Origin of the sequence: Streptomyces sp. NPDC102360, assembly GCF_044766085.1 — a bacterium.
Taxonomy (GTDB): Bacteria; Actinomycetota; Actinomycetes; order Streptomycetales; family Streptomycetaceae; genus Streptomyces.
Map to the genome: position 1 here is coordinate 1012899 of NZ_JBIWLG010000002.1, position 12288 is coordinate 1025186.

Annotated in this window: 9 protein-coding genes; 2 read left to right on the forward strand and 7 right to left on the reverse strand. The window is 71.7% G+C overall.

Annotated elements, in window-relative coordinates; translation table 11 throughout:
• Nucleotides 1–67: 67 nt before the first annotated feature.
• The 4 genes from ACIRHA_RS13915 to ACIRHA_RS13930 all read right to left on the reverse strand — a co-directional run bounded on the left by ACIRHA_RS13915 (nt 68) and on the right by ACIRHA_RS13930 (nt 6869).
• The gene (locus ACIRHA_RS13915; protein ID WP_403844236.1) at nt 68–2017 is read right to left on the reverse strand and encodes an ATP-binding cassette domain-containing protein; all 1950 of its coding nucleotides are present in this window, start codon (nt 2015–2017) and stop codon (nt 68–70) included.
• Nucleotides 2018–2242: 225 nt separating this feature from the next.
• Complete coding sequence (locus ACIRHA_RS13920) at nt 2243–3004, reverse strand: NUDIX domain-containing protein (RefSeq protein ID WP_266714958.1); 762 nt, start codon at nt 3002–3004, stop codon at nt 2243–2245.
• Between the two features lie 107 nt (nt 3005–3111).
• A complete protein-coding gene (locus ACIRHA_RS13925; protein WP_403844238.1) occupies nt 3112–5082 on the reverse strand; it encodes a glycogen debranching N-terminal domain-containing protein in 1971 nt (656 codons plus the stop codon).
• A gap of 380 nt (nt 5083–5462) precedes the next feature.
• Nucleotides 5463–6869: a DUF4192 domain-containing protein gene (locus ACIRHA_RS13930; RefSeq protein ID WP_403844240.1), complete on the reverse strand. Its 1407-nt coding sequence runs from the start codon at nt 6867–6869 to the stop codon at nt 5463–5465.
• A gap of 132 nt (nt 6870–7001) precedes the next feature.
• On the opposite strand from ACIRHA_RS13930, the gene ACIRHA_RS13935 reads away from it, so the two are divergent.
• Together ACIRHA_RS13935 and ACIRHA_RS13940 are read left to right on the forward strand one after the other, a co-directional pair.
• A complete protein-coding gene (locus ACIRHA_RS13935; protein WP_403844242.1) occupies nt 7002–9164 on the forward strand; it encodes a RecQ family ATP-dependent DNA helicase in 2163 nt (720 codons plus the stop codon).
• 223 nt (nt 9165–9387) lie between these two features.
• Complete coding sequence (locus tag ACIRHA_RS13940; protein ID WP_403844245.1) at nt 9388–10026, forward strand: hypothetical protein; 639 nt, start codon at nt 9388–9390, stop codon at nt 10024–10026.
• Between the two features lie 81 nt (nt 10027–10107).
• Here ACIRHA_RS13940 and ACIRHA_RS13945 read toward each other — a convergent pair whose 3' ends face one another.
• The 3 genes from ACIRHA_RS13945 to ACIRHA_RS13955 form a co-directional block, all read right to left on the reverse strand.
• Nucleotides 10108–10743 carry a hypothetical protein gene (locus ACIRHA_RS13945; protein WP_403844247.1) on the reverse strand — a complete coding sequence of 212 codons (636 nt, stop codon included), beginning with the start codon at nt 10741–10743 and terminating at the stop codon, nt 10108–10110.
• 69 nt (nt 10744–10812) lie between these two features.
• Entirely contained in the window at nt 10813–11514 is a 702-nt protein-coding gene (locus ACIRHA_RS13950; RefSeq protein WP_327656698.1) for a ribonuclease HII, read from the reverse strand.
• A gap of 51 nt (nt 11515–11565) precedes the next feature.
• Nucleotides 11566–12192, reverse strand: a complete 627-nt coding sequence (locus ACIRHA_RS13955; protein ID WP_403844506.1) for a TetR/AcrR family transcriptional regulator — start codon at nt 12190–12192, stop codon at nt 11566–11568.
• Nucleotides 12193–12288: the final 96 nt, after the last annotated feature.

Genomic DNA, 12288 nt, shown 5'->3' on the forward strand with positions numbered 1-12288 from the left:
TCGGAAAGAAATGGGCGTTCCGCGGGGAGTTGTGCTCAGCGAGGCACCGGAAGGCGTCGGCCGGTCGTCAGCGCACCCGAGAACGCAGCGCTGTGAGCAGATATGCGCAGAGCAGAGCACCCAGCGACAACATCAGCGCGCCACCCACGGGTTGAGTGATCATCCGCATTCCGGCAGCGGCGAACCGCTCGATCCCGAACGGCCAGTCCACCAGGGCAAGATCACGCAAGCGTCCGGGAAGTCCCGCCGCCGTTCGCACAGATGGTCCCTCCAAGGCCTTCTGTACGAGCGGCACGATGATGATCGGCACGGCCACCACGGCGGCCAGTCCCGCCGCCGTGGACCGGAACAGACCGGACGCGAGGACACCGGCCCAGGAGCACCCGACGACCAGGGCGAGCCAACTCACGCTCAGGGAGAGCCACTCGGCGGGAACTTGTGTGAGCTCCGATCCGTATACGAGGTGGAGCAGCGCGGCATCACCGGCGACGGTGAGCACGCCCAGGAGGAGGGCGGCCGCCGCGCCGACGAGCAGCTTCGCGGCGAGAAGTCCCAGGCGGCGAGGAACGGTTCCGCGGTCGGCGGCGAGTGCGGGGTGGCGGAACTCCTCACCGAAGGCGAAGGCGCCGAGCAGCCCTGCGCCCAGGGCGGCAGGCGGCAAGGGAAGTACCTGCGGCCAGGCGGCGATCAAACGAGGCTGCGGCGTGTGTCCGGCACGTGCGAGCAGCACGGAAAGGAGCGCGGAGACGGCGAGAACGAGTGCGGCGGTGACATGACCGGTGGCGATGCCGGTCGCGCGACGCAGTTCGTAGCGCACCGGACGCAGCGGGCCGCGAGCGGTACGCACGGTGATCGGTGGCGGCAGCATCGGCAGCGCGGCGGATGTCTCGCGCACGGGTTCGGCTTCAGGTGCACGGCCGTTCGAGGCTGCGCGACGCTGTGCCACCGGGGGCGGCGCGGCATCGGCGAGTGGCACGAACGTGCTGGCGGGGGTGAGGGCGTTGAGGGGCGTGACCGCCGCGGAGGTATGCGTACGGTTGTCGGCCCCGGCCCCGGTGCCGGTCGGAGCGTGGGCTCCCGCGTCGGCATCGCCACTGTTGGTGTCCGATTGGCCTTCGGTGACGACGGACGCCGCCGCCGAAGGGCCCGCGTCGCCGATCTCGTCGGCGAGTTGGTGCACGAGGACGCCGTGCCGGAACGCGATGTCCCCCACGTCCGCGCAGGTGCTGCCGTACACCGACAGCCGGCTACCGTCCTCCGTGACGACTTCGACCGAGCGCTTGGCCGCGCGCGCCTCCTTCGCCAGGAGGACGCCGAACCTCGCAGCGTGCGGGCTGCGGACCGCGACCCGGGGCCGCAGCCGGGTCCGGGCGAAGTCGGCGACATCCTGGTCCGCCACCACCCTGCCGGCGTCGAGCGTGACGACGCGGTCGGCGACCCGGGCCGCCTCTTTGGCGTCCCTGGTGGTAAACAGGACCGTGCCACCGAGTGCGGCATACGACCTCAGGGTGCCGTGCAGCCACCTGCCCTCCCGGGCGGAGAGACCGCCCGCGGGGTCATCGAGCACCAGCGTGTGCGGATCGGCGAGCAGCGCGCAGGCCAGCCCGAGCCGTCGGTCCATGCCGCGCGACAGGGAGCCCAGGCGTTCCTCTCGCAGGCTCACGAGGCCCACCACTTCAAGTACTTCGTCCGCGCGTCGCACAGACACGCCGGCCGCGGAGCAGAGCATGCGCAGGTGCCCCCGGACGGTTCGGGCCGGATGTCCCGGCACGTCGCCGAGCAGCACGCCGACTTCCCGCGCGGGGTGCGCGATCCGGTGCAGCGGGCGGCCTCTGAAGTAGGTGACGCCACGGCCTTGTTGGAGTTCGAGCATCAGGCGTACGGCTGTCGTCTTGCCCGACCGCCGTGCGCCCAACAGGGCGGTGACACGGCCGGCGCACGCGTCGAAGGACACGTCGTCGACCGCGGGCGGGCTCCCCTTGCGTGCGTTACTCGTCAGTCCGGTGGCCTGGATCATCGCTTCTCTCGCAGGATGGGCGACCGCTCGGCGGCCGGGACCCGCCCGCCGGCAGGGCGACGGGAAGACCCCTTGGGTACTCCAGCAAGATAACGCGATATTTAGCACTTTTCGGGCATCGCGCTGACGTGAGTGCCCACGATTCCAGGCCTCTTCCGGTGTCACGGCGCCCCACCGGGCGCCGCCCGCACCGCGCGTGAGGCGGCTGCCTCACCAACGAATCGATCAGGCTTCCGGCCGGAGCATCGGCGGGTTGAGGAGCGTGGCCCCACCGGCCCGGAAGAGCTGGGCCGGCCGACCGCCCTGACGCGTGGTGGTGCCGCCGGTCGGCACCAGGAATCCCGGGGTGCCCGTCACCTTGCGGTGAAAGTTGCGCGGGTCGAGGGCGACACCCCACACGGCTTCGTAGACGCGGCGCAGCTCGCCGACGGTGAACTCGGGCGGGCAGAACGCCGTCGCGAGCGAGGAGTACTCGATCTTGGATCGCGCCCGCTCCACGCCATCCGCCAGGATCTGCGCATGGTCAAAGGCCAACGGTGCTGCCTGCTCGTCCTCGCGCCCGTAGCCGCCGTGCTTCAGCAGCGCCTCCACGGGAGCCCACCGCGCGCTGTGCGCGTCGCCGCCGGGGCGCGGCGCGGGCAGGTCAGGGGCGAGCGCGAGGTGGGCGACGCTGACCACGCGCATCCGGGGGTCCCGCTTCGGGTCGCCGTATGTGGCCAGCTGCTCCAGGTGCGCCCCGTTGTCCTGCGCCGGCGCCATCGGGTCGTGGGCGCACAGCCCCGTCTCCTCGATCAGCTCGCGCGCGGCTGCCGCCGTCAGGTCCTCGTCGTCCCGTACGAACCCGCCGGGCAAAGCCCAACGCCCTTGAAACGGCGGTTCACCACGGCGTACCGCCAGCGCACACAGTGCGTGACGACGCACGGTCAGCACGACCAGATCGACGGTGACAGCGAAGGGCGGAAAGGCCGACGGGTCGTAGGGCGACATGGAACGATCATAGTCGTCTGCCTGACGATAAACACTCCCTTCGCTCTCCTGCTCCACCCCGTATCGGGCGGCGCACGGTGGTTCCGGTCCGCCCGGGTCCCCGCGCGTCACACCCCCAACTGCAGTTCGTCCGCCGCCTCCTCCACCATGGCGACACCGAGCCTGCTGACGCGTACGGAGAACGCCTGCCCGGCGACCCGCAGCCCGCTCAGCCCGATCTCGCCCAGCGGGGCACTTCGCATCGGCGACAGCGTCACCGTCCCGGCCGGTACGTCGGGGCGGACGCCCACGAGGGTCGCCAGGAGATGCACTCCGGCCGCCGCCGACACGGCAGCGGGTCTGCACGCGGCGGGGTGTGGCAGCGGAATGCCTCCCTCGACCCGCTGCAGCCCTGCGTACATCTCGGGCAACCTGCAGTCGAAGGCGTCGGCCGCGTCGAGGACGCCCCTGATCAGGGACGCCGCCTCCTTCTCATAACCGGCGGCAGCCAGGCCCGCGACGGCGACAGCGGTCTCGTGCACCCGCACCGCCCCCGAGCGGTGCCCGAACGGGTTGTACGACGCCTCCTTCACCCCCAGGCTTCTGAGCCCCCATCCGGAGTCGAGCGCCGGCCCGCCGAACAGTCTCGCGAGGTGCTCGGTCCGCACCTTGTCCAACAGGCCCGGCGCCCGCCCACCCCCGCCGAGCATCCCGGTGTCCAGAAGGTGGGCGGCGCCGCTGCCCAGCCCTGCCGATCTGCGCCCGTCCGCCGTACGCGCGGCCGCCGGTCGACCCCCGCCGCGGTCCTCGACCCAGAAGTCCCCCTGGAAGCACCGCCGCAGTTCCTCGGCCCACTGGCGCAGCTCACCGCCGCCGGGTCTGGCATGAGCGTCCAGCAGGTCGGCGCCGAGCAGCGCGGCCCGGTGGGCATGCGCCTGGGTCTCGCACCGCTGATGGCCTCCCGGTCCGAGGTCCGGGATGTAGAGGGATTCGCGGGCGGCGGTCCGCAACCACTGCAGACAGCGCTCGGCAGTCGGCAGCAACTCCACCACCTCGGGCCGGCCCAGACCCCAGCGTCTGGCCTCGGCGAGCAGCACCGGAAACAAGAGAGTGGCCTCGACCCCTGTGCAACTGGGCGGCAGTTGCCCACCCGTCTGCCGCCGCGGGCCCGGCAACTTTCCGAACGTCACTCCCGGCTCGCGGAGCTGCGTACGGGCCAGGGCTCGTAGCGTGCCAAGGGCGAGCCCGGTCCCCAGGGGCAAGGCCATCCTGGCGGCCGCCAGCGCCTCGGCAGGAGCCGGACCGCAGCGCCATGGAGCACCCGCGGCCGCGCAGACGTCCGACGGATGCCCGGGATCACGTACCAGGAGCGCCTGCAGGTCGGCGATGCCGGCACGCAGGATCGGGCCCACGCGCGGGTCGTCCCCCTGTGCCGTGGCCGGGGCGAACGGCCGGATCGCACCGTTCCCCGCAGCTCTGCCGGCACCCTCGTCGGTTGCCCGTACCCACAGCCGCACCGTGTGTCTGCCGCCCGGCGGAAGCTCGACCTCCCAGCGCAGCAGGCCCGCGGACGCCAGGGCATCCATCGGCGGAGGCGTCACCGTGACCAGGACGGCCGGCCCGCCGCCGGTCGGCGACGACCAGCGCAGTCCGGAGCCGTGCACCGTGGCGGGCAGTTCTCGCCCGCTGCTCCCGACCGCCACCGCGCCGATCTCGGCGAGGTCGGTGCCCAGCGCCACTTCGAGCGGCAGCCGCAGCGTTCGCTGCGCGGAACTGCGCAGCGTGATGTCCTCCGTGCCCTCCGCACGCCGGATCCGCTCGACGACCACGTCCGGGTCGGGCCCGGTATCCGAGGCCACCCGCAGGGTGGCCGTGAAGCAAGCCTGGTCCGCGGAGATCATGCGGGACTGCACGGCGAGCGGTGCCAGTCCCGCCACTCGAATCTGGCAGCGCGACAACAGGCGTCTGCCCCGGTGGTAGAAGCCTTCAAGCCCTTGCCCCGTCAACTGGCCCTGACTCGAAGAGATCGCGAGGCCGGGCAGCGCGACACAGATCAACGCCTGGTGAACCGGCGCGAGTTCCGTGCTCCGCCGCGGCACACGGGCCGGTCCCGTCGAAGGCGCCCGGAGACCGGGGTGGCCCGGCGGCGTACGTGGTCGTCCTTGCGCAGGCTCGGGCGGAACGTCATCGGGGACGCGATGCGCGGCAGGTGCATCCGTCGCCTTCGGCGCCCCATGGACCGCCAGGTGGTCGCGGGACTCACCATCGTCACGCACCGTGGCTGCGTACCGCGGCGAAGCGTTGGATGTCATCTTCGCTTCCCTCCCCCTGCGGGTACGGCACGCCGCCGACCTGCCCCGCACCTCGGCGGCGCGACCCGGCCGCCGCCACCGCTCACCCAGATGAACGGGGCACGCCCACTCCAAGTAACGCCACAGGGCCGCGAAGCGAGAAGGCGGACCCGCGTAGCGGCCGACCCTCATCCGTCGCCCCTGCTCCGCCGACGCCTGGGTCGGCGGAGCTCCGTCGGCCGCCGGGGTGCACGCGTGCCCGCCCGCGCAGGGCGCGTCCCGGCTCCGGGCCGCCGCTCGCCCCGCCGACGCAGGGCAGCTTCCAGGCCACGGGTGGCACGGGACATCCCTGGATCAGCGGCACCTCCGGGGACGGCCACCGCGGAGGGTCGTCCGTCGACTCCGGCAGCACTCGCGCAGTCGTCCTCGAGCGCCCCGGACGGTGTGTCCGATGCCGAGTCCGGATCCTGATCCGTCCGCCTCACCCGCAGGGAGCGCCGCAACGGCTCGGGGTCGAGCCCGTCGGCCCGTGCTTCGTTGAGCAAGCGGGCGAACGTGTAGCGCGGGTCGGCACCGAGGGCCATCTCCAATGCCTGGTCCGCCTCAACGGTGTCGCCGAGCGACCAGGCCACCCAACCCACGAGTGCCAGGGGCGCGGCGGCGTACTCCCCGTAGGGCCCAACGCACCGGCGGGCCAGCGCCCGCCACAGGCGCAGAGCATGGGCGGCCTCCTCGCCCTCCATCCACTCCGCCGCCCGGTCTCTGGTCAGCCGGTCCTGGAGACCGAGAATCAGCGACGCGGCCTCATCGTGTGCCAGCAGTTCGTCATCCTTGAGGTCGGCCGCGAGCGCGTCGAACGCTCCCGGCGCGTCCGCGAGGCGCCGCATGACCAGGCGGGCCAGGTCCAGCGTCGCCGCCTCCACCTCCTTGCGAGGTGTCCCGGCGAAGATCCTCGGCACGAGGTCCATCGCCGCCGCGTCGAGGGCGCGCGTCTGATCCTTGACGAGCGCTGTCTCCAGGACGGCCAGGCGCGCCTTCATCCGCCCCAGCGACCCCCGTACCTGAATGCCCGCGAAGGCAGCCGTGGCCGCCATCACCGAAGTGCCGTCGGTCGCGATCACATTGCCCTCCACCGGGCAGCACTCGGCGCGTGCACAGCAGTAGGACCAGTACCTGCCTTCCGAGAGGCACAGCGCTTCCGTGACCGGCACGTCGAGGCCACCGCACTCCGTGCGCAACAACTGGGCCAGCGGCCTGAGCCGTTGCATGATCCGCCGCCCCGCGTCGGGGCCCGGATTCGGGGCGTCCTGGCAGAGGAACGCGACGACGCTGTCGGGGTGGCCGTCCCTGCGCTCGCATTCGCCGATCAGGCACTGGGCCATCTGTCGCGCCACGGCCTGCCAGTCCTCGGTGCGCTCGGGAATGCCCAGGCGCACACGACCGCCGAAACGCCCTTTGTGCAGGGCGACCAGAACGATGCTGTCGTCGGGCCGGAACCCGAGCAAGTACGGGAGCGCCTCGGCGAGTTCGCCTGCCGTGCGGAGGGTGATCCTTGCTTCGCCGACCAGCCCGGCCGGCTCGCTGTGATTCGTCATGCGCCGACCATGCACCGGAATACAACACTCCGGTTTGCCCTGTGGATAACCCTGGCCAGGGACACGTCAGAAGTTGTCCACAGCTGGCGGGCTCGTTCGCGTGATGTCAGTGCCATCGGGTTGCATGGGGGCATGAGCAACGAAGAGCTGCGGACAGCCGCCGATACCGTTCTCGCCCGTCTCGTCGGCGATCCGAGCGGCGAGGCCAGATTGCGCGAGGACCAGTGGCGCGCCATCGAGGCCCTGGTCGCGGACCATCGGCGAGCCCTCGTCGTGCAGCGCACCGGCTGGGGCAAGTCCGCGGTGTACTTCGTCGCGACCGCGCTGATCCGGCACCGCGGCGGCGGCCCGACCGTGATCGTCTCCCCGCTGCTCGCGCTCATGCGCAACCAGGTGGAGGCGGCGGAGCGTGCGGGCATCCGCGCCCGCACCATCAACTCGTCGAACACCGAGGAGTGGGACACCGTGCGGGCCGACGTGGCGGCCGGCGAAGTCGACGTGCTCCTGGTCAGCCCGGAGCGGCTCAACAACCCCGACTTCCGGGACAACGTACTGCCCCAACTCGCCGCGGCCACGGGCCTGCTCGTGGTCGACGAAGCCCACTGCATCTCGGACTGGGGGCACGACTTCCGCCCCGACTACCGTCGCCTGCGCACGATGCTGGCCGAGCTCCCGCAGGGCGTCCCCGTCCTGGCGACGACAGCTACGGCCAACGCGCGCGTGACGGCGGACGTTGCCGAACAACTCGGCACCGGGTCCGGTTCTGACGCCCTGGTGCTGCGCGGCCCGCTCGACCGGGAGAGCCTCAGCCTCGGCGTCCTACAGCTGCCGGACGCCGCACACCGTTTGGCCTGGCTCGCCGACCATCTGGACGACCTTCCGGGCTCCGGGATCATCTATACCCTCACCGTCGCCGCGGCCGAGGAGGTCACGGCCTATCTGCGACAGTGCGGCCACACCGTGTCCTCGTACACGGGGAAGACGGAGAACGCTGATCGGCAGCAAGCCGAGGAGGACCTCCTGGCGAACCGCGTGAAGGCGCTGATCGCCACGTCGGCGCTCGGCATGGGCTTCGACAAGCCCGACCTCGGGTTCGTCGTCCACCTGGGCTCCCCCTCCTCGCCGATCGCCTACTACCAGCAGGTGGGCCGCGCCGGGCGCGGAGTCGACCACGCGGAGGTGCTGCTGCTGCCCGGCAAGGAGGACGAGGCGATCTGGCGCTACTTCGCCTCGCTCGCCTTCCCTCCGGAGGAGCAGGTGCGGCGCACGCTGGACGTGCTCGGGCAGTCCGACAGGCCGCTCTCCCTGCCCGCCCTCGAACCGCTGGTGGAGCTGCGCCGATCGCGTCTGGAGACCATGCTCAAGGTCCTCGACGTGGACGGCGCGGTGCACCGGGTGAAGGGCGGCTGGATCGCCACGGGGCAGCCCTGGATCTACGACACCGAGCGCTACGCGTGGGTGGCCAAGCAACGCGAGGCCGAGCAACAGGCAATGCGGGACTACGCGACGACGGACGGCTGCCGGATGGAGTTCCTGCGCCGTCAGCTCGATGACGAAGAGGCGGCCCCGTGCGGCCGCTGCGACAACTGCGCGCCGCCGCGGTTCTCCGACTCCGTCTCGCCCGCAGCACTGAACTCGGCGCGCGGTGAACTCGGGCGCCCCGGCGTCGAGGTGGAGCCCAGAAAGATGTGGCCCACCGGGCTCGCGGCCGTCGGCATCGACCTCAAGGGCCGTATCCCCGCGGGTGAGCAGGCCGGGACCGGGCGGGCGCTCGGCCGTCTGTCGGACATCGGCTGGGGGAACCGTCTGCGCCCCATGTTCGCGCCGCAGGCCCCGGACGGACCGGTGCCGGACGACGTTGCGGGAGCCGTCGTCGACGTGCTCGCCGACTGGGCCAAGGGGCCGGGCGGCTGGGCATCCGGTTCCGCCGACGCCGCGCCGCGCCCCGTGGGCGTGGTGACGATGGCGTCCCACACTCGCCCGCAGCTCATCCAGTCCTTGGGCGCAGGCATCGCGCAGGTCGGCCGCATGCCGCTGCTGGGCAGCCTCTCGTACGCGCCGGACAGCGACACCGCACACATCCCGCGCAGCAACAGCGCACAGCGGCTGCGCGCCCTCGACGGCACGTTGACGCTCCCGCCCGAGCTGTCCGAGGCGCTCGCGCGCGCGGGTGGCCCGGTTCTGCTCGTCGACGATTACACGGAGACCGGCTGGACGCTGGCGATGGCCGCACGGCTGCTGCGTCGGGCGGGCGCCGAGGGGGTGTTGCCACTGGTCCTGGCGGTACAGGGGTGAGGAACGCGTAGCGATCCAACCTTTGGGCAGGGATATTGGCGACGCATCGTCAGATACAGGAACGCGGTCCCAATTGCTCGTTGCCGTCTGCCACTGCGACGGGAAGAATTGGAACTGCTCCCCGCACGGCTCCCCGTTATCCGGTGGATGGTAGAGCTGTGTCGCGGTGCGCTCCCCAGTCCGACCCCGCCCTCAGTGTGGGCGTGTAGCCGAAGGGAGGACCGTGGCCTTTGGATTCGCTCCGTCCTCGGCGGTATCGATGTCCGCGTCCTTGATGCGCACCGAGAGGTCCGCCGATTCCGTCAACCGACCGACAAGGCTGCTCGAGCCCGCGGAGTGGGCCGCGGCCGGCATCCCGCTGCTGCGCAATCCGCGCGAGGTGGTCAGCGGACTGCATTCCCGCCACCGGCCGATCCCACAGACCGTCGTCATAGCCGTGCTCGACCCCGACGAGCGACTGCGGGCCAGCGCCTCGTTCGTGCGCCGCGAGAGCGCCGCCGACGGCTGGACGTTCCGCAACGCGCTGCTGTCCCAGCTACGCCGGGTGATCCCGCACGACCTGCGCCGCCGCACGCCGGTACGCACCGCGGTGATGCTGTACTGCCGCGAGGGGGACACCCGTTGGACGGAGGAGGACGGGGCCTGGATGTGGGGACTGCGTGACGCGTGCACGCTGCACGGCCTGCGCTGCGGCGCGTACATCACGATGACGCGGGACGGCTGGCAGGTACTCGGAGAGGGCAGGGCCGGTCGGCGCCCGAGCGTGGGCTCCGTGGCCGAGGCCCTGGGTTCCGGGGAGCCGTCGGCGCCGCGCACCGGCGGTGCCGCGACGGAAGCGCTCCGCCGCGCCGCGGCGCGCTGAACGGCACGGCGGCCATCGCGCGCCCGCCTGCCGGACTCCCCGGACACCGCTTCGCGGTGCGGGCAGTCGGCAAGCGGCGCGTCAGACCCCGGCGCCCAACAGCGAGTTGATGCGCTCCGGGTCGCCGCACACGATGAGCAGCGCACCGGCCCGGCCGAGCGCGACCGGCAGCGCTGTGGTGGCCACCTCGTCGGCTCCGCCGTTCACGGCGACGACGACCACCGGACGGGACGCGGCGCGCCCCAGGGCGGAGGCGTCGGCGTAGAACACGTCGTCACGCGCCTCGTGCTGCGCCCAGTAGGAGTCCTCACCGAAGGACAGCTCGTGGGCCGCCCACGGGTGCGGGTCGCCGGTGGTGACCACCAGGACGTCGCCGGGCGCACGGCCCGAGTCGAGCAGCATGTCCAGAGCCTCCTCCGCGGCGTCCAGCGCGCCCTCGACCGAGGCCGGGATGAGCTGGATCTGTGGCTGGGAGGCCGAAGTCGGCGTAGCGGCAGGGGCGTTCGGCCCCGGCTTGTGGACACCCGCCGACTCGCGCGGGGTTCGCTGCGCGGGCGGCATGGGCCTGGAGGGACCCGGACGTCCGGGTCGCGGTGGCGCCGCGGGACGCGGGCCGGGTACGGGGCGGGGGGTCGACGCGGTACGGCCGCTGGCGGGCGTGGCGCGGGGACCCTGGGCACTCTCGGGAATCTGAGGCTCCTCGGGACTGAGAGGCATGAGCTGATATCTATCAAAACGCAGGTGCGGCTCGCGTCAACGGGTGGCACGTCAGTGCGAGCGCGGCGGTCAGAAGTCGAAGCCGAGCTGGCCCTCGATCTCTGGAACGCCGACGTCCGCCCAACTGCGGGCCTTCTTGAGGTGCCGCCACTGGGGCAGCGCATCAAGATACGCCCACGAAAGCCGGTGGTACGGGGTGGGCCCCCGTTCCTCCAACGCGGCGCGATGCACCGGCGACGGGTATCCGGCGTTCGCCGCAAACCCGAAGTCTGCATGGTCGATGCCCAGTTCGGCCATCATTTTGTCGCGGCGGACCTTGGCGATCACCGACGCCGCTGCGACGGCAATACAGGAACGGTCCCCCTTGATCACGGTACGAACCTGCCAGGGAGCACCCAGGTAGTCGTGCTTCCCATCGAGGATGACCGCGTCCGGCCTCACCGGCAGGCCCTCGAGGGCGCGCACGGCGGCGAGCCGGAGGGCTGCGGTCATCCCCAGGGCATCGATCTCCTCGTGCGAGGCGTGCCCGAGGGCATGCCCGGACACCCAGCTCTCCAGCTCGACCGCGAGGGTCTCGCGGCGCTTGGGGCTGATCAGCTTGGAGTCGGTGAGGCCCTCCGGCGGACGGCGCAGCCCGGTGACGGCAGCGCAGACGGTGACCGGACCGGCCCAGGCACCGCGACCGACCTCATCGACACCGGCAATGATCTTGGCACCGGTAGTGGCGCGCAGTGAGCGCTCGACGGTGTGGGTGGGTGCTTCGTACGGCATGGCGGCAAACAGCGTACGCCGCCCGGGTACCGTCGCGACACCCGGCTCGCCTCAACGTGCCTGCCGACGCAACAGCGGGACCATCACGTGGTCGATCATCTCCACCAGATCCCCCTCTCCCCATTCACTTCCGCACACCTTCGAGCGGTACATCATCAGCGCCGGAATCACGTCACACACGCTGGACTCGTCGACATCCGGGCGCACCTCCCCCCGCTCAACACCACGACGGACGACCTCCTTGATCAACTCGACGCTGGGCTCGATCACACCTTCGGCGATCACACTGTGGAAGCGCTCGGCGGTGAGCGTGTCGCATTCGTGAAGGACTGAGCGCAGCGCGTAGCCGGGCCGGGAGTACATGGCCGCCCGCAATCGGCGACACAGCTCCAGCAGGTCCTCCCGTACGCTTCCGCACTCCGGCGCCGAGTCCAGCGCGGGAAGCCCTGCCTGGAGCGCGTCGACGACGAGGTCCTCCTTGGAGGGCCAGCGCCGATACACCGCGGCCTTGCCGGTCTGCGCGCCGGCGGCGACGCCCTCCATCGTGAGGCCGTTCCAGCCGACCGTACTGAGTTGATCCAACGCCGCTTCCAGAATGGCCCGTTCGAGCACGGGGCCACGCCTGCGAAGCGCGGAGGCCGCCTGAGCGGGGTCGGCCGTCCGACGTGAACTAACCATCATCATCTCTCCGTTGAGCCGTCCGAGAGCGGTTCGGACGCGCGGCAGCGAGCTCAGCACACACCCACGTGCACTGATGGGGAGCCACCACCGAGC